We start from the raw sequence: 21,125 nt of genomic DNA, 5'->3' as shown, positions 1-21,125 counted from the left end.
GAAAAAATTCAGGATTAAAATAAAAAATGAAAAAAGTTTTATTTTTATTGGTAATAAGCTTTTTGGGGGGTTTTTTGAACGCTTCTAGTTTGTATGAAAAACTGATTAATAAAGAAACGATCAGCGTTGGCACAGAGGGCATTTACCCCCCTTTCACTTACCACAATAAAGAGGGCAAGCTCACCGGCTATGATGTGGAAGTGGCTAGGGAGTTGGCTAAAGAGCTTGGCGTGAAAATCAAATTCCACGAAACTTCATGGGATATCATGCTGACAGGTTTGAAATCGGGGCGTTTTGATATGGTCGCTAACCAAGTGAGTTTGACGACTAAAAAACGCCAAGCGGCTTTTGATAAAAGCTTGCCTTATAGCTATTCAGGCACGATCATGCTCGTTAGGAAAGATGAAAACCGCATTAAAGACATCAAAGACATTAAGGGTTTGAGAGCGGCTAACACTTTAAGCTCCACTTATGGGGAAATCGCTTTCAAATACGACGCTCAAATCGTTTCGGTGGATTCTATGGCGCAAGCTTTGTTGTTAGTGGCGCAAAAACGAGCCGATTTGACCTTAAATAGTTCTTTAGCGATCTTAAACTACCTAAACACCCACAAAGATAACCCCTTTAAAATCGCATGGGAGTCCAAAGAAAAAGATGAGGGCGCTTCCTTTGTCATCAACAAGCACCAAGAAAAAGCCTTAGAGCTTATCAACCAGGCGATGCAAAGATTGATCAATAAAGGGGTTTTAAAACGCTTAGGCGAACAATTTTTTGGAAAAGATGTCAGCCAACCATAACCTGTCTTTGTTTTTTGAATCTTTGGATTTGAGCAAGGAGCGTTTGGAATTATTATTAGAAGCTTTCTACCCCATGCTAAAAGCCGCTTTTTCTATTTCTTTGCCTTTAGCGGTTGTTTCTTTTATTTTGGGCTTATTCATTGCCATTATGGTAGCACTCATTAAAATCGCGCCCCCTAAACATTTCATTCATAAGGCTTTATTAGCGGGCGTGAATTTCTATGTTTCGCTCATTAGAGGCACGCCTTTATTGGTCCAAATTGTGGTGGTGTTTTATGGTTTGCCCGCCCTTGGGGTTTATATGGATCCAATCCCGGCAGGCATTATTGCGTTTTCTTTTAATGTGGGGGCATACGCTTCAGAGACTTTAAGGGCGAGCTTTCTTTCTGTCCCTAAAGATCAATGGGATTCAAGCTTGAGTTTGGGTTTGAACTACTTGCAAACCTTTTGGCATGTCATCTTTTTTCAAGCGCTCAAAGTCGCCACGCCAAGCTTGAGTAACACCTTCATCAGCCTTTTTAAAGAAACTTCTTTAGCTTCTGTGGTAACTATCGCAGAGGTTTTTAGAATCGCGCAGCAAAAAGCGAACGCCAGCTATGATTTTTTGCCTATTTACTTGGAAGCCGCTTTGATTTATTGGCTTTTTTGCTTGGTTTTAGAAGTGATCCAAAAGCGCGTGGAAAAAATCTTAAATTAAAGTTAGCTCAATCTAATATTTGATTATAATACAGCCTAAATAAAATACAAAATAAGGAGATTCTCATGAGTATGTTTTTGGATAAGACCATTAAAGAAGTGGTAGATGAATTGAATGGGCGTTATTTTTTGCCTGACATTCAGCGTGAATACGTGTGGCTCAACAACGCCGATGAAAAAAAGATAGAGCAACTTTTTGACTCCATTCTTAGAGGCTATCCTATCGGCTCTTTTTTATTTTGGAAATTACAAAAGGAGGATATAGCTAAGAGCGACGAACAAGATAGCGATAAACTCAATTTCCAACTCTATCAATTCATTACAAACTACGATGAGTGAAAGCCCCACAATGAAAAAATCCGTATTGAACAAATCAAGCGTGATGATTTGTATATCGTCCTAGATGGCCAACAACGCTTAACCTCGCTTTATATTGGGCTTAAAGGCACTAGAACGCTTAAAAAAAAGAACGCTAAAATCAACAACCCTAACGCTTATGAAGAGAAGCGTTTGTATTTGAATTTGAAACGCCAGCCAAACATGGACAACCCAGAAGACAATTACCAGTTTGAATTCCATGCCAAAACGCCTGAAAACGATAAAGAGCATTTTTGGTTTAAGGTGGGGGATATTTTAGAGTTGGAAAGTGGTGTTTTGAATTATGTGAACGAACATAGATTAGAAAAGAACGAATTGGACTTACTAGAAAAACTAAAAGACGCTTTTCACAACAAACAACTCATTTTATTTTTTGAAGAAACAGAAAAAAATCTTAATAAAGTTTTAAATATTTTTATCCGTGTCAATAGCGGCGGGGTCAAGTTAAGCTATTCTGATTTATTGATGTCTATTTTGACAGCAAGCTTTTCAAGCGATATTAGAGAAAAAATGAATGGGTTAGTAGATGCTTTAAAAGACAAAGGCTTTTCAAATGTGGGGCAAGACCAAGTGCTAAAAACCTGCTTGCTTCTCATTGGTAAAGACACTACTTTTGAATTAAAAAATTTTAATAAAAAAAATATCAAAGAGATTGAAGAAAATTGGGAAAAAATTACAAAGAGCATCTACAATGCTGCAAAACTATTAAAAAATTTTGGTTATGCGGGCTATTTGGGTTCAGCTTATATTTTATCCAGTTTAGCCTATTTTTATTTTTTAAATTCAAAAATGAATGAGAGCGATCAAAAACAAGCCCTAAAATTTGTCCGCAACGCTCAAATCACGAGTTATTTCACTCCTTCAACGGATACAAAATTAAGTGCCATAGCTCATAGCATGAAAGAAGCTCGCACTTTTGAAGCATTCAACCACAATTTAGCCAAACACCAAACATGGCCTTTAAAAATCACTAATGATGCGATAGAAGACTTGATGTGTTCTAGTAGCCATGCTCGAGTCTTTCCTATCTTGCAAATCTTATACCCAAACCTGAACTACAAAACCACCACTTTTCATATAGACCATATTTATCCAAAGTCCAAGTTTAATGAGAAAAATAAAAAATTAAATAAAGATTTCTATGGGTTGAGAGATTATTTATTCAATCTCCAGCTTTTAGAAGGCCAAGAAAACAGCGCCAAAAAGGATAAAGACCCTGAGATGTGGCTCAAAGAAGAATATAAAGATGAGCGAGCCATAGAAGAGTATAAAAAAAGAAATTATATTGACCCTACCCTAAAATTAGAATGGGAAAATATAAAAGAATTTCGTGAAACAAGAGAAGAAGCTATCATTAAAACATTAAAAGAAGTGTTATTGCCTAAGTCTTCATATAGGAGTGTTTTTTTGGCTGGTATAATTGGGTAAAGCGTTTTGACAAAACGGGTAACAAAATGTAAACTCATTTAAGTGATGCTTAATGATAAAAAAGGTAGAATGATTCACTTTTTGAACGCTAATTAAAATTTCATTTGCTGCTTATTATCTAAAAAATGCCGTTAAGATGTAAAGTAGCTATATCAATTTTATCAACCTTAGTTTCAAAATGAAAAATTTAAAATAGGGCAATAGCCTTAGTGAAAGGATAATTAATAAAACATTTAAGCAAAAAAGAGATAAAAACCTTAGGGTTATCTTCACTTGGTGGGACTTTGGAATTTTATGATTTTATTATCTTTGTATTTTTTACAAGTATCATTGCCAAACACTTTTTCCCGAACACGCTCAGCCCTATTTGGTCTGAAATTAACACTTATGGTATCTTTGCTGCAGGTTATCTAGCGCGCCCGCTTGGTGGCATAGTGATGGCCCATTTTGGGGATAGATTTGGTCGTAAAAACATGTTCATGCTCTCTATTTTATTAATGGTAATCCCAACCTTTATGCTAGCTTTGATGCCAACTTTTGATCATTTTGTCAGTTTTGGTATTAATAGTATGGGACTTGCCCCTGAAAATGCTCATTATCTTGGTTACATAGCCCCTATTTTTTTAGTGTTTGTTAGAGTTTGTCAAGGCGTTGCTGTGGGTGGCGAATTGCCTGGCGCTTGGGTTTTTGTCCAAGAACATGCTCCGCAAGGGCAAAAAAACACTTTTGTAGGTTTTTTAACGGCTTCTGTAGTTTCTGGGATTTTGCTTGGGAGTCTGGTTTATATTGGGATTTATATGGTTTTTGACAAGGCTGTTGTTGAAGATTGGGCTTGGAGAGTTGCTTTTGGACTTGGAGGGATTTTTGGTATCATTTCTGTTTATTTGAGACGCTTTTTAGAAGAAACTCCTGTCTTCCAGCAAATGAAGCAGGATAATGCCTTAGTTAAATTCCCGCTTAAAGAGGTGTTTAAAGACTCTCTTTTTGGTATATTAGTATCCATGCTTATCACTTGGGTTTTAACCGCTTGTATTTTGATTTTTATCCTTTTTATTCCTAATTTTACTCTCATGCATCCCAATTTTAATTTCACTCCTTTTGAAAAAACCTATTTTCAAATTTTAGGGCTTGTTAGCATTGTAAGTTCTATTATTTTAACGGGGTTTTTAGCCGATAAAATCAAACCGCACAAAGTTTGTATGGTTTTTAGTGTGGCCTTTGGCTTTTTTGGTTTTTTATTCTTTAAAGAATTTTATTCTAATGCGCCAAGTTTAGTCAATACCATAGTTCTATACTTTTTGGCTTGCTTTTGCGCTGGTATTATGAATTTTTGTCCTATTTTTATGAGCGATGTGTTTAGCGCTAGAATCCGTTTTAGCGGGATTTCCTTTGCTTATAACATAGCCTATGCTATAACCGCTGGCTTTACCCCTCAACTTTCAAGTTGGCTAAATGCAAAAGCTATAGCAGCACCTGAAAGTTTGCAAAGTTATGGTTTGAGCTTTTATATTTTTGTAGTCGCTTTAATTGCTTTTATCGTATCGCTTTTAATGGCGCCAATTTACAACCAATCTAACCCTCAACACGAATCGCCCATAACATGAAAGAAGCACAAACCTTTGAATCATTCAATCAAAACTTAGCCGATAGCGTTGGTGGATTTTGGTGGCAATGGAATTCTTAACATTCAAAGATTTTTAAACTTATCGTTTTAGATTTCATTTTGTTGTAAAACTCTTAAGGGGGTGGGGGATATTATAATTTCTCTCTGCAATCTTATTAAAATCCCCTAACCCCTATTTTTATTGGAGTAAGTGGTGATGAAATCCACCAACAATTCCACCCCACCGCCATAGCTCAATTGCTGGACTTTCTCGCTACTCGCTTTAGCGTAATTGTATTTGATGATGCCATAATAAGCTAATCCTATGAAATCATTAAAGTAGTTTTGATAGCCTATTTTAGCGTTAACCCCTAAAATAGGGCTTCTAAAACTTTGCGAAGAGCTTGAAAAACAAAATTTTAACAGCAAGCGTTTGTTTTAGGGTTTATTTAGCGTTAATTGGGTTGTGTTAGTGAAAGTTTGATAGTTAAAAGGCGTGTGTCAAATGGATGCACCAATCAAGATAAAATCTTTTCCATAAAAAGAGTGGGGAAAATCAAAGTCTCTTCGCCCAACTCCACCACGCAATCCTCTTCTTTGATACGCACAAAACCCAGCTTCTGATAGAGGTTGCATGCCTTGATTTGACTCTTGCTCACATGCAAAGAGATTTTAGTATAGCCTTTAATAAAAGCGTATCGCTCCACGCTCTCATAGAGTTTTTGACCCAACCCTTGGGATTGATAAGCGGTATTTATGTGGAATTTACACAGCTCTGCTTCTGTTTCATTGATACGATTAAGCCCACAAATCCCAATGAGCTTTTTATCCTCTCTCATTTCAAAAAATTCCCCGCCATGCTCGCGCAATTTTTGAACGAACCCGCTAATGCTGGGCAAAAAATCCAATCGTTGGATAAACCCTAAAGGGTTGTCAGCGATACGCTCAGCATAAAATTCTTCTAATTCAGTGGGGTATTTGGGCGAAAAAACTTTGATGGTCATGATTAACTTTTTAAAACCCTTTTTGATTATCCCACAAGCGGATATGAAGCCTATCGCTCAGCCTGAAACCATGCTTTATGGCTAGGGGGGCTAGGGTTTTGAGGTTTTTGTCTAGCTCCTTATTCGTTGTGCCTAAGGGCATTAAAAAGATTTCATTATTTTTTAAGGAGAGTTGTTTCAAAAGGTTTTGAATTTCTGCGATAGATTGAATAGCGTTTTTGCTCTCTAAAACAAATTTAAAATGCGCGCTTTTAGCGTTATTTAAGATATTTTGTAAGGCTTTGAGGTTGATCCGCTTGCTTTCTTCCTCCAAAGAAAAAGAGAGTTTGACGCTTAGGGTGAAATGCAATTCTTTTAAAATAGGGCTAAATTCAAAAAAAATAGAACCATTACTCTCTACACATAAAGGGATTTTTTGGCGATAAAAATGCTCTAAAACGCTCAATAAAACAGGGTTATTGAAATACAAGCTTGGCTCCCCGCCTGTAAGAATGAAATCAAAATCCTTATAATTAGGGGCTAAATCCTCTAATCGTTCAATTAAAGATTTAGGCTCATTGTAATAATCCCAAGTTTCTTTGAATTTAGGATGCACCGCATACAAGCTGTCGCAACCTGTTAGAATTTCATCATTGAATGGGGTTTTACAATTAAAGCCCTTGCATGAAAGGTTACACCCCCCTAAGCGCAAAAAAAGACTGGGCTTGCCTATCCTTTTTCCTTCACCTTGTAAGGAAAAAAAGCTCTCAACGACCGGGAGTTTCATTTTTAAGAGATCTGGTGTAAGGGTTTAGCGTGAAAAAAGCATTTTTCTTCATCGCTAATGATTTTATTGAAAAAGTCCTTATCATGCCACAAACTTTGAATGCCTTGCGAGAAAGAGACGCAATTTGGATGCACTAAAGATTTAAAATGAGGGTTTTCTAAATCTTTTAAAAAGCTTTCAGCGTAGCCGTTTTTAGTCTCATGCACGCGCACGCTAGAAACCTTTAACTCCCCTTCATTATTAGAAAAAACGCTTTTTTGTAAAATTTTTGTCAGGTAGTATAAAAACATGAGGGCGTAACTCTCCGCGCTCAAATTAAACGAGCATTTCACGTAACGAACGCAATGATTTTCTATAAAACGCTGGAACTCAACGCTTTCTTTATCCCAAAAATGATGGGCATGATCAAAGGAGTCTATAAAGGTTTGCATTTCTTGCTGCATCAGCCCAAAATCTAATGCCATGTTCGCATTATCCAAGCGGTTGGTTTCAATAAAGACTTCCACTTCATAATTATGCCCATGGATATTTTGAGCGCATTTTAAAGAAGAGCAATTGCGCACCACATGGCTAGCGCAAAATTTATACAACCGCCTGATAACCATTTCATTGCCTATAACATGGCTGATAAAGGGGCAGTCTTAAATTATAGTAGTAGCGTTCAGGGCGGTTAAAATCAATGCGCTTGATCGTGCTTTTAATCAAATCCCTATAGAGCATCTGATAGCCGCAAGTCCTCCCGCTCACGCTCCCATCCACATATAAAACCCGTTTTTGCAGCACCACATCATACCAGTCCAAAATAAAATGCGAATTAGCACTCATTAAAATTTGCTCGCTAAAGCCATTGATAGCGTAGTAATCGGTAGGGGTTTGGGAGCAATAAAACTGCCCCCCAAGAAAATAACAAGGTTTATTGACTTGATCGATCAGTTGGTAATTGTATTGATAAAACGGCACAGCTGAGATGTTACGGACAATGCGCGCATAGATCACATTTTTGGCTTTATCTAGTGGGAATTCCGCTTGCGTGAAGACATTGTAAAAGCCTAATTTTTGCAATTCATAAACAATCACATTGATATAATAAGAAGTCATCGCATCGCTTCTGTCATAAGCCACCACGATAGTGGAATTATAGTTGAACAAATAATCCCCCGTAACTTCTGAGTAATACCCCATGTGCAAGCGGTGCTGGCATGCATTAAAGAAAAAAAACACCCCAACAATTAGCCCTAAAAAAGCCAAGCGGCGATTTTTAGTCACTTTAACATTCCCTCATGCCAAGATTCCAAGCTTTTCAAATCATCATAACTGGTTAAGTCTAAATTTAAAGGCGTGATAGAGGCATGGTTTGAAGCAATAGCGTCAAAATCAGAGAGTCTGTCTTCATTTTCACGCTTTTGCCATTCTAAAGGGTGCAACCCTAGCCAAAAATAGCTTTCATTCTTGGGGTCTGTGCGTTTATGCACTTCTTTTTTATACAGCCTATAGCCTTTAGGGGTGATGCGTTCGCCCTTATATTCTTGTAAGGAGCAATTAGGGACATTCACATTCAGGAGTTTGCGCCCCTTTAAAGGGTAGCCTTTGGTGAAAATGTTTTGGACTAAATCCTGGATGATCTTTTGAGCTAGATCAAAACTTAAGGGAGTGTTTTTGTTTTTGTTAGAAAGGATTTGAGAAATCGCAATGGAAGGCACACCCTGAATCGTGCCTTCAATCGCTCCGGCCACCGTTCCCGAATAAATCGTGTCTTCGCCCATGTTAGATCCAAGATTGATCCCTGAAATCACCAAATCAAAACAAACATGTTTAAAAAGCTCATTAATCGCCAGATACACGCAATCGCTTGGCGTGCCATCATCAATCCTGTAATGCCGGCCTTCTTTGCCCTTAATTTTCTCCGCTCTCAAAGGCGCGGTGATCGTGATGCATTGCGAGCATGCGCTTTTTTCATGCTTAGGAGCGACCACATAAATTTCTGCCATTTCTTCTAAAGCCTGTTCTAAAGCTTTAATGCCTTTTGCATGGTAGCCATCATCGTTGGTGAGTAATATTTTTTTCATGTCTTGCCTTTAAATAGAGTGTTCAATAATGCGTTTAAATTTTCTTGCAATAAAGGATAAGCGGGTTTTAGTAGGTTTAAATCGTTTAAAACCTCTGTTTTTAAAGTTTGGGCGTAATCGCTTGCCTTTTTTAGCCCCAATAAATTCACAAAGCTGTTTTTAGCACTGTCTAAATGAGTGGTTTTACCGCTTTCTTCTTCATCTTGTGTAACGTCTATAATATCATCTAACACTTGAAAGCAAAGACCCGTTTTTAACCCAAAAGCCTGAAGCCATTTAAAAAGCTCTTCATCTTTAATACCGCTCGCAACAAGCCCCATCATCAAGCTCGCGCTAATCAATTTAGCGGTTTTATGCTCGTGTAAGAAAGTGAGCTGCTCTAAATTTAAGGGCGTGTTTTCAAAATAGCAATCCAAAGCCTGCCCTAAGATCATGCCCTTAATCCCCCCATTAACGCTTAAGATTTTGACTAGTTCCACAATGATATGGCTTTCTAGTAAAGAGTTTGAAAGCAATTCAAAAGAGTAGGTGTTGAGCGCATCGCCGATTAAAACGGCTGTGGTTTCATCGTATTTAGCGTGTAAAGTGGGGTGGTTTCTCCTTAAAGCGGCATTATCCATGCAAGGCAAATCGTCATGAATGAGCGAATAAGTGTGCAAGCATTCAATGCTTAAAGCGATTTTAAAATATTCTGTTTGTTGGTTAGAATAATCTTTTTGACCCACTAACGCGCAAAGCACGGCTAAAAAAAGCTTGGGGCGGAACCTTTTGCCTCCATTAAGCACCATTTCAAAAAAGGCTTTTTCCAAATAAGGGTGGAAGCTTTCAAGGTGTAAATGATGGTTTTTTAAAAAGCTTTCAAAACGCTCGCACTCATTATAATAAAAGGATAAATTAGGGTTACTCATGCACAGAATTATAACCTAAGATTTTAAGAGTTGCATAAATTCAGCTCTGGTTTTAGGGTCTTTTTTAAAGAGGCCTCTTAACACACTTGTTTTAATGATCGCATTTTGTTTTTGCACCCCTTGCATGCTCATGCACAAATGCTTGGCTTCACAAACCACGATCACGCCCCTTGGCTCTATGATTTCATCAAAGGTTTCTGCAATTTGAGTGGTTAGCCTTTCTTGGATCTGCAAGCGTTTGCTATAAATTTCAATGAGTTTGGCGATCGCGCTAATGCCTACAATCTTTTCTTTAGGAATGTATCCTAAACTGATATTCCCCAAAAAAGGGAGCAAATGGTGTTCGCAAGTGGAGTAAAATTCAATGTTTTGAGCCACTATCATTTCATCGCAAACGCCTTGAAAATACGCGCTTTTTAAAGCCACTCTAGGGTCTTCTTTATAGCCTTTATACAAGAATTTCCATAATTCTTGAACCCTTTTAGGCGTCTCTTTCAAGCCTTCTCGATTCTTGTCTTCGCCGATATTTTCAAAAAATTGGTTGAAAAAATTTTCCATTTAAATCACACGCTTTCTTAAGGATTGGATACGATTTTTAACGCTAGGGTGGGTGCTAAACATTTCAGCGTTAAAAAGATAAGCCGCTGATCGGGTGGAGTTCTGATCTATGCCCTTGTAATCGTTGTTCGCGTAGTCGTTAGAAATTTTTTGTAAGGCTCTAATCATGGGCTTATTGTCATGCATTAAAAACGCCGCCCCGCTATCGGCCATGTATTCTCGTGTGCGACTCAAATACATTTGTAAAATAAGCGTTAAAAAAGGCAAAACGATCTGTAAGAGTAATAAAATCATTCGGGCTAAATTCGCCCCACTATTCTTGCGATTCCCCATGAAAAAATACACGCTAAAATTAGCCACTAATAGCATGATATTGCTTAAAATCCCCACGCACATGGTTAAGCGGATGTCGTTGTGCCTGATATGGCTGAGCTCATGAGCGATCACGGCTTTCAATTCATCTCTATCCAACCTCTCTATTAAAGCGCTTGTAAGAGCGATAAGAGAATTAGATTCATCCCACCCGCTCGCAAAAGCGTTCATGTAAGGGGCGTTAATGATATAAAGTTTAGGCTCAAAATGAAGCTTAGCCTCTTCTAAAAGCTCTAACAAAAGGCGATGGATTTGATTTTCTTTAGAGCTTAAAACCTTGCTTGGGTCAATAAGCTTGTATTCATCACCGCTTAACATGATAGAGCTAAAATTTTGGATACAAACAACAATAATGACAAAAGCCACTAAAAACATGATAATGGTGATCGTAGGAAAAATTTGAAAAGTGATGAGTTTAAAAAGGGCTATGCCTAAATCATTAGCGTTGATTCTAATAGCATCCACCAACAACCCGATAAAAGCAAAAATCACGCAATAAGTCGCTAAAACCGCGTTCGTTTTGATTCTGTTTTGCGCGATAATCTTTTCAAAATTCGTCATTATTTTCTCCTTTCTCATGCTTGATTTCTTTGAGCAACGCGCTCGCATAACTCCCTTTAGGCAAGTAAAATCCCAATTCAAATTGCGCTTTTTCTTTGATGTATTGAGAAGTTACATTTTCTGCAAACACCCAAAAAAACCGCCTAGAGCCTAGCGTTTTAGCGTGGCTATTTAAAAGGTTATGCTGGAATTCTTTTTCAATCTCTAAACTCAAATTTTTTGCATAAAGAGCTTTTTTGCCGTCTAGTAACCCCGTAGGCGCAGCTTCTTTGTTTAAAAACCTTTCGCTTTCTTTTTCTAATTTTAAAGCATCAAAAAACTTCCCATAAGGGTAATGGCACATCACATCGCCTTCTAAGATTTTAAAGGGGTGGGCTTGGTTTTTAAGGGTTTTTAAGGTGTTTGAATTGACGCTTAAATTTTTTTGTTTAAAAAATTCTAAATTTTCTTTGATACTAAAATCGCTAATGATTTTACTGATTTCTAATCGTTTGCTTAAAAGCGAGTTAAACAAATAACTTTGATAGCTTGAAATTAAAAAAGCGTTTAATTTTTGATGAGCGAATTTCGTTTGATTTTGCAAGATTTTTAACCCTTCTTTATGGTTATCATTGAACTTCCCAAAGCGTTGCGAACCAAAATAATTAGGCATGCCAAATTGCGCGATTTGTTCTAAAACTTGCTCTGTTTTTTGAGCGTTTAGGGGGGTCATTTTTTTAAAACGCATAAAAAAGCGATTCCCCTTTAAATGCCCTAATTTGATTTTATTATGATGGTAATTCAAAGACAGGATTTTAAGGTTTCTTTCCTGAAAGTTGCTCGTATTTTTTTCTAATAAAGGGGCGTATTTTTTAGGGAGTGAGACAAATTGAGTCGTCAGCGCGTTTTTATCTTTCAGGCCCGCATAACCCAATTCGGCGATTTTTACCCCTAAAATTTGAGAAAAAATGTGAAGCATTTCTAAAGTGCTTAAACCGCTTTTCCTCACTTGAATAACGGCATGTTCGCCTGTGTTGCTAAATTCATACAAAGGCACTTCATGCACGCAAAAATCCCTAGCGCTAGAATTGAAATGAAAATCAATGCTCGCATGGTTATAAGCATGCAATAGGGGCATAAAATTTAAATTCATGCTTTGATCCTTGAATTAAACGCCCTTGAGAGCGAAACTGAGTCAATGTTTTCAAAATTCACTCCAGTAGGAACGCCTTGAGCAATTTTAGTGAAAGTGAGATGGAATCGTTGTAATTTATCTTCAATATAAAGCATTAAAGAATCATTAGCCAAAGTGGGAGGGAAAGCAAAAATGATTTCTTTAATGTTTTCTTCAATCAGGCGTTTTTCTAGGGCGTTAAAATCCACTTCTTCTATAGAGTTTAACACATAATAGCGCCCTAAAAAATCCTTTAAATCTTCTAAAATAAACACATCTCTTGGGTGTAAAACCATGCAAAGCTGAGAATTTTGCCTGCTCTCATCAGAACAAATCTCACAAACCTCACTCTCGCTGAGTGCGTTACAAGATGTGCATGTTTTAAGGTTTTCTAGGGCGTTCTCTAAAGCGTGCGTGATTTTGAGCGCCAGATAGGGGTTTTCTAAACCCAAATGATACGCCATTTTAAAGGCAGACTTTTTACCCACATTGGGGATCTTTTCTAAACAATCCACTAAATTTAAAAAGTGGTTCAAGCTATTTTTATAAGTATTCATTTTGTTAGTATATCCAACTTGAGTTGAAAGAGATTAAAAGGGCTTTTATTGTTTTTAAAAGAGGGTTTAAGATGAAAAAGCGCTATAATACGCTATCTCAATTTTAAGGAATAACATGCCGTTTATCAATATCAAGCTTGTGCCAGAAAATGGAGGGCCAACAAACGAGCAAAAACAGCAATTGATTGAAGAGGTTTCGGATTTGATGGTTAAGGTGTTAAATAAAAATAAGGCTTCTGTCGTGGTCGTTATAGATGAGATTGATCCAAATAACTATGGTCTTGGAGGCGAGAGCGTTCATCATTTGAGGCAAAAAAACTAAAGAGTCTTTAAAGCTTAAAGGTTGCGGTATGCCAGCCTTTAAGGGGTGCTTGTTTTCCCCTAAAAACTATAAACATAACTCAAACTAAACATCACAAGGCGTTTGAAAAAAAGCGAAGTGTTTAACCCTTTGCCATGCGTTTCATAAAAGGAATTCACCGCTAAAGGGATCTTTAAGCCCATTTCAAAGCCATTATGCCTATTGACATTCACACGAATCCCCAAATTCAAAGGGATTTGAAAAAAACTCGTGTGCATTTTAGCTTGATAACCAGTCAAGTAATTGTTGATAAAACCCGTTTGACTCACCCACATGCCTAAACCACTCCCTACCCAAGAACTCCCCGCTAAAGCAAAGCCCACATAAAAACCCACGCTAGAATGTTTTTTTTCGTTGTCAATGAAATTAAAAAGATAGTCTATCCCAAGCCCATAGAGGTGGTTATTCATTTTGCCTAAACTAGTAACGCCATTACCCACAAAACCAAAATTACTATAGCCATAGTCATAGAATAAGTAATAGCGAAACCCTTGATTTTTTTTCTTAGTAAAGAAATGCTTATACCCCACGCTCAAACCCACCCCATACATGCTTGAAATGTTTTTAGAATAACTAGTGGGATCAAGCGCGTTTAAAGAGTTAGAAATTTCAGCGATTTGAGAAGAAAGCGAAGAAAGGATGTTGTTTTGAGATTGAGCGAATTGTGATTCTAAATTTTTTAAGTTTTCTGCCAATTCTAAAGGATTGTTAGTGGGTTCTTGCATTTTTTCTAACGCTTGGGCTAATTTAGGGTTGGATGGAGCGCTATGGCTAAGCACCACTATTTTTTCAATCCCTTTAAGGGTGGATTGGAGATAATATTGCTCGGCTTGCATTTCAGTAGGGGTTAGTTTGGAATGGTTTTTCAAAGCGTTGTTGATGTAGTTAAAGTTATTGGGCATGTTTTTAACTTGACTTTTAACCTGATTGAGTTCATTGATTTGGTTTTGAGCGTTAGAAATGATTTGGATGCGTTCTTGATTCAAAAAGGGGTTATTATGCTCAACGGCATGACTGATAGAATATTCAAAACCCACGCTCGCATACGCCCCATTTTCTTCAGCGATACAATAAGATAAAAATAAAGGCAAAAAGAATGATGAATGTAATAAGGCTTTTGGAAATTGCATGGTTGATCCTGCTATGAATTGGGCTTGTTGAAAATAGGTTTAATGATACCATTAAAAAGCATAGCGCATACCAATATTTCCGGTAATATTTATATCTTTATAATCAAGCCCAAACCTAGCCCCTATGCCGGCATTCACATAAAAGGTTTTGAATAATCTCAGCTCTCCGCCTGTGATAATGCTAGCAAAAGTGTTGTATCTGCCACCATCTCTATAACTTAGGGTGTTATTACCGATGAAACGCACCATTTTATCCCCCATAGAATTAATGAATAAGTCTCTGCCCACATCCGCAATCACAAAATAATAAGAATTTTTATTGAAGTAGTGCCGACTTTCTAGGGCAAAATTGATGGTTAGAACGGATTTTTTATTAGGGTCAGCATTGGCCCTGAATTGATTATAAATAGGATCATCCATAATGCCTCTTAAACCGGACAAGCCAATGTAATAATAGGCTAAGCCTACTTGGGGTTTAAAAATAACGCTTTTATCTTTAAACATGAAATCATAGCCATAATTGATTTTAGCGTCAGTCGTCCAAGTGTTGTATTTGTAAGACTGATTGATGATTGAGAGTAGGGGGTCATAAGAGTTGATGAAAGTTTTATTGTATCCCCAAGTTTCATTCAAGCTCATCGTCAATTCGCTTCTTTTGATAAACGCTCGGCTATAAACGCCCATATTGACATTGCTAGAACCTGATTGAGTGATATTCCCATGAAACCCGCTATACCCATAAGCGGCATAGCCCCCTACAATCACGCCTTTAATGAATCGGTCATACCCTACATTGATACCATATAAAGTTCCAGTGCCTCCATTAATGAAACTAGCCCCTCCAACTCCTGTCGCCCATACATTATTTTTGACTTTATTCCTTTGAGAGTATTTTAAAATCACATCCATAGCGTTAGGGATTGCATCAGCAAAGCGCTTGTTTTTAAGGGCTTCTAAGCGTTCTAAGAAATCAGAACGAGCGAAAGTTGAAGTGTCAGAGAGCTTGGCTAAACGGCTCATTTGTTGCGTGTAGGTGTTGATCTGTAAAATGTTAGTGGCATCATTTTTAAAATCAGGGTTAGCGATGACCTCTAAAGTGTTAGCAATATCTCCAGCGATCGTGGTTAAATCTTTAATGGAGTGGCTTTCCAAATAATAGGGAGCGAATAAAGGACTTCCTTTAGTTTCAAAGATTTTATTAAGCCAATTAATCGCTTGACTGCCCCCGGCTTGATCAATACTATCCACGCTTTGAACGCCTTGAATTTGAGTGATATATTGTTTTAAAGTGGGGGCTTGCAAGTCATTGATGGGGTCGTTAGAAACAGCGATTTTCACTTTATTGTAAAGAATGGAAGTGTAAATGTATTGATTTTGAGAGTCTTTAAAGCCTACAATTAAACCGCCATCTTTAATACTCACGGCTTGCCCGTTATAAGTTAAGCCGTTGTTAGCCATCACCATATGCTTGCCATTAATATCAATGAGGGTATAAAGCTTAAGGTAATTATCTAAGCTGCTGCCTCCTGTGATTTGGTTGTTATACCCGTAATAAATGGCTTTAGAGCTATCAACAAGCGTGTAAGTGCCGATTTCTTTTGAAGAAGTGTTGAATTGGATTAAAGGGTTATTGCTATTAGCCATAAGCGTGGCTGTGCCTTGAGCGTTGATAATGGCATGATTAACAGAATGATTGAGATTAAACACTAAATCGCCATAGCTGTTAAAATTCCCCATGATATTCAAACCACTAGCGTTAGTGCTTAAAGTCGCTTGCTGGTTTAGGGTGAAATTACCACCAATATTGGCGGTAGAGTTAGAAGCGTTGTTCAAAGCGTTAGTGATCGTTAAATTATTAGCCTGTAAGGTCGCATTTTCGTTAAGATTGAGCGTGCCTATGACGCTATTGTTTTTCACTTGAGACAAATCAATAGCCCCGTTAGAGGTGATTGCACCTAAGAAAGTGAAGTTGTTAGCGCGCACGCTTAAAGATTCATTCGTAGGGGTTACGCTAGAGCTGGTAGAAGAGCTGTTTTTGGTTGTAGAGCAACTGGCTAAATTGACACAAATTTCCCCTTTTTGAACGCTCACATTATTCAAACCTGCATTAAGACTCAAGCCATTCGTAGCGTTTAGGGTGGTGATATTGATGTTAGAAACATCATTAGAGGCAAAAATCAATGCGCCTTGATACTTGCTAAAGTCAATCGTATTGTTACCATTAAAGATAATAGACTTGTTAGCGACAAAATTCAAACTACCCCCTGTAGCGTTACTAAAGGAGCTATCATTGACAAAAACATAGCCATTACTTAAAAAGTTAAAATACCCTTTTTGCCAAAAATCATGCAAGCCTTTAGGCAATAAAAGAGAGCCTAAATTGTTTTCTTTGAGCGCGTTTTGTAAAGAGGGCGGCAACACGCTCCCTAAACCTTGATTATAAACGCCGCTTAACCCGCCTTGAGAAATAATATTATTGATGATATTATTCACTAAGCCTTGACTTTCTAGCTTTTTAATGACATCTTGTCCTAAAAACTCGTTCAACAAGTCGTTCGCTACCACACCAATGTCTTTTTGCAAGCTTGTAGGGGGGTTAGTAATATCTTTTAAAACCACGCTTAAAATAGAGCTTAATTCAGAAGCGTCTATATACCCACCGATGAAATTCAAAAGCCCTTTATCGTCTAGCATGCTTTTTAAAGACTGCTTAGCAAGGTAGTTTTCTATGATGGATGGGGTAACAAAATTGCCAAAAATGCTTAGTTTTTGACTGATAATATTTTGGATTTCATTCATGACTCCACTATTATTCAATAAATCATCTAAGTTATTTTGACCTATAAGTTGGCCCAAGGTTTCATCTTGCAAGCTAGCGGGTAATTCCTTACTCAAAGGGCTTAGAGCGTTTTCTATAAAGTTTCCTAAACCGCCGGCTTGCTTGATTTTTTCCATAGCCATTTGACTAAGGACATTCGCTAAATTCCCTTGATTAAAGATTTTCTCAATCCCTTCTTGGCCCAAAAGATTAAAGATATTGTCTGTGGCTTGAGCTTCTATGTTGGCTTTATTCAACACTAAATTATTAGCGCTTTGAAAGGTTACATCCGCACTCCCTCCGCTTTCAAAAGCGTTACCGCTTCCCACTGTTCCAGTGATATAAATGCTTTTAGCTTTAAAATCAGCGTTAATGTAGCCTAAATAAGGGGAAGTTGAGCCTAATAATTGCCCCAAGTAAGTGTTTCTAAAAGAAGAACAAGTGGCGCTATCTAGCACGCAAGGGCTGCTATAACCATTGCCCCCAAACCATATAGAGCTGGTAGAGTTTGTAACATTATCTTGAGTAGTGCCTATAACGAGATTCCCATTATTAAAGGTTTGATTGATGTTGTCAGTCAAATGGTTGATCGTTTCTAGGAGCGCTTGCTTTTGCGTTTGGGTGATCTTAATCTTGTCTAAGAGTTGCAACACTTCATTGATGTTAGTGATATTGTCTAATTGGTTGGATTCAATCATTTCTTTTAAGGCAGCGGAATTTTGAGAAAGGATCCCTAAAAGCGTTTTTAAATTCTCGCTAGAAAAACCCTTATTGTAGATATTCAAACTACTCAAAGGCTGGTTGAACGGGCTATAAGTGCCTGGGGCTTGGGGCGTTTGAGAGCCTTTAGGGATGAAAAGACCTTTAATGTTGCTTGTCAAGTAATAAGTGCCTGCTTGATTGTCGCTATAATCATAGCTATAGCCGGTAGGATTTTGCTTAGAAACTTGGTAATTATAAAGCTCAGGAGCGATATTGAAAATAGTGTTAGAAGCCGAGTTAGGGTTGTTTAAAACTGCTATGGTTAAATCCCCATTTTTAATGCTCTCTTGAATGATTTGAGAAGAATTGAGAGGGTTTATAAACGACCAAGTTTGAATGTTATTATTGCCGCTATAGGTAGCGTTTTGGATTTTCATGCCATAAAAAAGGATTTTTTCATAGCCATTAGCCCCACTAATGCCAGTAATCCCTTTTTGAGCGTTTAGGATGTTGTAGGTTACAGATTTTGTAATGTTGTCAAAAATATTGATGTCAGATAAATTAATATCCCCATTATTCCCTAAAACAAACTGCCCGCTAACGCTCATTAAAGCCTTAGTCAAAGAGGGCGCATAACCATTAAAATTCAACGCTCCATTAGCCGTAAGGTTATTAAAACTCAATGAGCTTGCACTGTCAAAATTAAAGCTTGCTGTATCAATAGTCGTGTTGCCTCCAAAATCAGCCTGGCTTGTGCCTTGAAAATTGATATTAGCGTTTAAAGAGCTTGTGTTACTAGCCGATAAAACGCTATCGTCTAAATTGATAGTGGTGTTGTTTGAAAAACTAGCGTTAGAAGCGTTGAGCTTGCTACTAGCGTTAAGACTGAGTGTCCCGCCATTAAAAAAGAGACTATTAAAGGCCGCTTGACTCCCATTATAAATATTGAGACTCGCTTGATTGTTAAAAGCACTCGCGCCACTCGCATTCAAAACGCTTTGATTGTCTAAGTTTAAATTAGAATTATTATCAAGCGTTAAAGAATTTTTAAAATCAGCTTGACTTTTATTGCCAAGCGTGATATTAGCGTTGTTTTGCAAGGTTGTATCGCCATTAAAGTTCAGCAAACTTTGAGAGCTGAGCGTAAAATTCGTGTTGCCTAAAAGCTGTGTCGTAGCGTTAAAATTGCTTGTCCCCCTAGAATACAAAACATTGAAAACCGCTTGCGTGTTATTGAAAATAAGGCTATTAGCCTGTAAATTATAAACCGCTCCACCATTCAAACGAGAATTGATAAAGCTTAAAGAATTAGAAGCGTTAGCGCTGATAGTGCTTGATCCTCCAGGGTTTGTAAAGCCGCTGAACGAAGCGTTAGAAAAGGAAACATTCTTAGCCGTGAAACTGAATTTCCCCCAAGTCATATCGCTAAAACTGGAATTGGTTACGCTGATATTATTTAGAGCGTCAAAAGCGGCATAGGAATGCTGACTGGCTCCCGTTTGAATCATTTTAGTAACGGTTTCAGCGTCATTGTAATTCAAGCCATCCATAGTGATATTATCGCTTGCTTTAAAGGTGATGTTCGCTCCCCCACCATCTGAATTTGAAACGCCTTCACCGGTTTTAAAATTATTGGTCAAGTAGATGTTAGCCGCATTAAAAGTTCCCGTAATATAGCCAAAGCCTCCATGCCCTATCCAAATCAACCCATTATCATTCACGCTCTCTGTGTTGTTCCCTATGATCAAAGTGCCATTTTGGATATTCACGCCAAAACTTCTTCCAAACAAATTGGCTGTATAAGTGCTGAGCGTGTTGCCGCTTTGACCGCTCTGTCCTGAAAGATTGGGATCAATATAATAAACGCCTTTGTTTGAGTAAGTTTGATTTTGAAGCCAATAAACCCCATTCCACACATTCGTTGTGGGTAAATTTTGAGTAGGGGGTGTGGGCGGAACTTTATTAGGAGGAGTGTTTGGTGCGGTGTGTTTTGTAGGAGTGGGTGTGGGGCTTGGTGTGGGGCTTGCAGGCTTAGCGTTAGCTATCGCTTGCTTTAATCCCTCTTGTTCAGCGTTAAAAGTCTTTTCATCGTTTTGTAAGGTTTGTTCATCTTGTTGCTCTTTGCTTTGCGCTTGATTGAAAGCTTGTTCACTAAAGCCTGTGGTGGAGTTGGCTAATTGTTTGATTTGAGCTAAATCTTTTTCTAAGGCTTGCTCATCTTGAGCGATTTTTTGGTTGGTGTTTTCTAAATTCTGAGCGTCTTTAGCGATAGTAGTATTTTTGCTTTGAGTGTAGCTTGTATCGCTATTTGCGATCTTATTATCACTAGCAGCGTTATTTAAAGCACTCTGTGAATCACTCAAGTCTTGTTGATAGGTTTTTTGGGCTTGTTGTTGTTCTTGTTTTTGTTGTTGGGCTTGCACTTGTTGTATCGCTTTATTTAAACTATCTTGTTCAGTATTAAAAGCGTTTTCATCATTTTGTAAGGTTTGTTCATCTTGTTGTTCTTTGCTTTGCGCTTGATTGAAGGCTTGCTCGTTAAAGCCTGTGGTGGAGTTGGCTAATTGTTTGAGCTTGTCTAAATCTCCTTGTAACGCTTGTTCATCTTGAGCGATTTGTTGGTTAGTGTTTTCTAAATTCTGAGCGTCTTTAGCGACAGTAGTATTTTTGCTTTGAGTGTAGCTTGTATCATTGCTTGCGATCGTGTTGTCGCTAGTAACATTATTCAAAGCGTTTTGGGAATGAGCTACATCCTCTTGATAGGTTTTTTGGGCTTGTTGTTGTTCTTGTTTTTGTTGTTGGGCTTGCACTTGTTGTATCGCTTTATTTAAACTATCTTGTTCAGTATTAAAAGCGTTTTCATCATTTTGTAAGGTTTGTTCATCTTGTTGTTCTTTGCTTTGCGCTTGATTGAAGGCTTGTTCGTTAAAGCCTGTGGTGGAGTTGGCTAATTGTTTGATATTGGCTAAATCGTTTTCTAACGCTTGTTCGTCTTGTTGGATTTGTTGGTTAGTGTTTTCTAAGCTTTGAGCGTCTTTAGCAATAGTAGGATTACTGCTTTTAGTGTAGTCTGTATCGTTGCTTGCAATCTGGTTATCGTTAGTTGCATTATTTAAAGCGCTTTGGGAATTAGTGAGATCGCTTTGATAAGTGCTTTTAGCTTGGGCTTGCTCTTGTTCTTGTTTTTGTTGCTCTGCTTGTTGTAGGGCTTTTTGTAACCCCTCTTGCTCGCTACTAAAAGTGTTTTCATCATTTTGTAAGTTTTTT

General features: G+C 37.8%; 17 protein-coding genes and 1 pseudogene. 5 read left to right on the top strand and 13 right to left on the bottom strand.

Features of this window, described 5'->3' with window-relative positions:
* The first annotated feature begins 47 nt into the window (after positions 1-47).
* The 4 genes and pseudogenes from QT74_RS06305 to QT74_RS06285 all read left to right on the top strand — a co-directional run bounded on the left by QT74_RS06305 (position 48) and on the right by QT74_RS06285 (position 4,903).
* Positions 48-797 (top strand): amino acid ABC transporter substrate-binding protein, encoded by a 750-nt coding sequence (locus QT74_RS06305; protein WP_229261612.1) that lies wholly within the window; start codon positions 48-50, stop codon positions 795-797.
* Positions 781-1,494: an amino acid ABC transporter permease gene (locus QT74_RS06300; protein ID WP_033765505.1), complete on the top strand. Its 714-nt coding sequence runs from the start codon at positions 781-783 to the stop codon at positions 1,492-1,494. The genes QT74_RS06305 and QT74_RS06300 overlap by 17 nt, the downstream gene beginning before the upstream one ends.
* A gap of 65 nt (positions 1,495-1,559) precedes the next feature.
* A pseudogene (locus QT74_RS08845) lies at positions 1,560-3,299 on the top strand (DUF262 domain-containing protein).
* 224 nt (positions 3,300-3,523) lie between these two features.
* Positions 3,524-4,903, top strand: coding sequence for an MFS transporter (locus QT74_RS06285; protein ID WP_080247194.1), 1,380 nt, complete (start codon positions 3,524-3,526; stop codon positions 4,901-4,903).
* A gap of 185 nt (positions 4,904-5,088) precedes the next feature.
* Here QT74_RS06285 and QT74_RS06280 read toward each other — a convergent pair whose 3' ends face one another.
* The 11 genes from QT74_RS06280 to recR form a co-directional block, all read right to left on the bottom strand.
* Positions 5,089-5,331, bottom strand: coding sequence for an outer membrane beta-barrel protein (locus QT74_RS06280; RefSeq protein WP_033741187.1), 243 nt, complete (start codon positions 5,329-5,331; stop codon positions 5,089-5,091).
* Positions 5,332-5,420: 89 nt separating this feature from the next.
* Complete coding sequence (locus tag QT74_RS06275; protein ID WP_033765483.1) at positions 5,421-5,906, bottom strand: GNAT family N-acetyltransferase; 486 nt, start codon at positions 5,904-5,906, stop codon at positions 5,421-5,423.
* Positions 5,907-5,916: 10 nt separating this feature from the next.
* Positions 5,917-6,672, bottom strand: a complete 756-nt coding sequence (locus QT74_RS06270) for a 7-carboxy-7-deazaguanine synthase QueE (protein ID WP_033765481.1) — start codon at positions 6,670-6,672, stop codon at positions 5,917-5,919.
* 2 nt (positions 6,673-6,674) lie between these two features.
* On the bottom strand, positions 6,675-7,277 hold the full coding sequence (locus tag QT74_RS06265; protein WP_033765479.1) for a 6-pyruvoyl trahydropterin synthase family protein: 603 nt from the start codon (positions 7,275-7,277) through the stop codon (positions 6,675-6,677).
* 1 nt (position 7,278) lies between these two features.
* Positions 7,279-7,938, bottom strand: a complete 660-nt coding sequence (locus tag QT74_RS06260) for a hypothetical protein (RefSeq protein WP_033765478.1) — start codon at positions 7,936-7,938, stop codon at positions 7,279-7,281.
* Positions 7,935-8,738 (bottom strand): 5'/3'-nucleotidase SurE, encoded by an 804-nt coding sequence (gene surE, locus QT74_RS06255; protein ID WP_000722448.1) that lies wholly within the window; start codon positions 8,736-8,738, stop codon positions 7,935-7,937. Before surE ends, QT74_RS06260 begins: the two co-directional genes overlap by 4 nt.
* Positions 8,735-9,646, bottom strand: coding sequence for a polyprenyl synthetase family protein (locus QT74_RS06250; RefSeq protein ID WP_033765475.1), 912 nt, complete (start codon positions 9,644-9,646; stop codon positions 8,735-8,737). The genes surE and QT74_RS06250 overlap by 4 nt, the downstream gene beginning before the upstream one ends.
* A gap of 15 nt (positions 9,647-9,661) precedes the next feature.
* Entirely contained in the window at positions 9,662-10,204 is a 543-nt protein-coding gene (gene folE / locus QT74_RS06245) for a GTP cyclohydrolase I FolE (protein ID WP_000426975.1), read from the bottom strand.
* Positions 10,205-11,137: a zinc metalloprotease HtpX gene (htpX, locus tag QT74_RS06240; protein ID WP_033765473.1), complete on the bottom strand. Its 933-nt coding sequence runs from the start codon at positions 11,135-11,137 to the stop codon at positions 10,205-10,207.
* Positions 11,124-12,269: a tRNA pseudouridine(13) synthase TruD gene (gene truD / locus QT74_RS06235; protein ID WP_033765471.1), complete on the bottom strand. Its 1,146-nt coding sequence runs from the start codon at positions 12,267-12,269 to the stop codon at positions 11,124-11,126. The genes htpX and truD overlap by 14 nt, the downstream gene beginning before the upstream one ends.
* Positions 12,266-12,847: a recombination mediator RecR gene (gene recR, locus QT74_RS06230; RefSeq protein WP_001099626.1), complete on the bottom strand. Its 582-nt coding sequence runs from the start codon at positions 12,845-12,847 to the stop codon at positions 12,266-12,268. Before recR ends, truD begins: the two co-directional genes overlap by 4 nt.
* Positions 12,848-12,962: 115 nt before the next feature.
* Here recR and QT74_RS06225 point away from each other — a divergent pair, with 115 nt between their 5' ends.
* Complete coding sequence (locus QT74_RS06225; RefSeq protein ID WP_033765469.1) at positions 12,963-13,169, top strand: 2-hydroxymuconate tautomerase family protein; 207 nt, start codon at positions 12,963-12,965, stop codon at positions 13,167-13,169.
* A 59-nt stretch (positions 13,170-13,228) separates the two neighbouring features.
* On the opposite strand, the gene QT74_RS06220 is transcribed toward QT74_RS06225, so the two are convergent.
* Positions 13,229-14,338: an outer membrane protein gene (locus tag QT74_RS06220; protein ID WP_033765468.1), complete on the bottom strand. Its 1,110-nt coding sequence runs from the start codon at positions 14,336-14,338 to the stop codon at positions 13,229-13,231.
* A gap of 51 nt (positions 14,339-14,389) precedes the next feature.
* Positions 14,390-21,125 (bottom strand): vacuolating cytotoxin domain-containing protein (locus QT74_RS06215; protein WP_050579216.1); only part of this gene is annotated, 6,736 nt, incomplete at its 5' end.

It is taken from the genome of Helicobacter pylori SA213A, assembly GCF_000476275.1.
GTDB classification, from domain to species: Bacteria; Campylobacterota; Campylobacteria; order Campylobacterales; family Helicobacteraceae; genus Helicobacter; species Helicobacter pylori_CL.
This window is presented reverse-complemented; position numbering and strand designations above follow the sequence as displayed.

What these genes read in the sequence shown, in the direction of transcription:
- folE (WP_000426975.1), bottom strand. Translation starts at nt 10,204, where the DNA reads ATGGAAAATTTTTTCAACCAATTTTTTGAAAATATCGGCGAAGACAAG.
- truD (WP_033765471.1), bottom strand. Translation starts at nt 12,269, where the DNA reads ATGAATTTAAATTTTATGCCCCTATTGCATGCTTATAACCATGCGAGC.
- QT74_RS06270 (WP_033765481.1), bottom strand. Translation starts at nt 6,672, where the DNA reads ATGAAACTCCCGGTCGTTGAGAGCTTTTTTTCCTTACAAGGTGAAGGA.
- recR (WP_001099626.1), bottom strand. Translation starts at nt 12,847, where the DNA reads ATGAATACTTATAAAAATAGCTTGAACCACTTTTTAAATTTAGTGGAT.
- htpX (WP_033765473.1), bottom strand. Translation starts at nt 11,137, where the DNA reads ATGACGAATTTTGAAAAGATTATCGCGCAAAACAGAATCAAAACGAAC.
- QT74_RS06225 (WP_033765469.1), top strand. Translation starts at nt 12,963, where the DNA reads ATGCCGTTTATCAATATCAAGCTTGTGCCAGAAAATGGAGGGCCAACA.
- surE (WP_000722448.1), bottom strand. Translation starts at nt 8,738, where the DNA reads ATGAAAAAAATATTACTCACCAACGATGATGGCTACCATGCAAAAGGC.
- QT74_RS06250 (WP_033765475.1), bottom strand. Translation starts at nt 9,646, where the DNA reads ATGAGTAACCCTAATTTATCCTTTTATTATAATGAGTGCGAGCGTTTT.
- QT74_RS06220 (WP_033765468.1), bottom strand. Translation starts at nt 14,338, where the DNA reads ATGCAATTTCCAAAAGCCTTATTACATTCATCATTCTTTTTGCCTTTA.
- QT74_RS06275 (WP_033765483.1), bottom strand. Translation starts at nt 5,906, where the DNA reads ATGACCATCAAAGTTTTTTCGCCCAAATACCCCACTGAATTAGAAGAA.
- QT74_RS06300 (WP_033765505.1), top strand. Translation starts at nt 781, where the DNA reads ATGTCAGCCAACCATAACCTGTCTTTGTTTTTTGAATCTTTGGATTTG.
- QT74_RS06265 (WP_033765479.1), bottom strand. Translation starts at nt 7,277, where the DNA reads ATGGTTATCAGGCGGTTGTATAAATTTTGCGCTAGCCATGTGGTGCGC.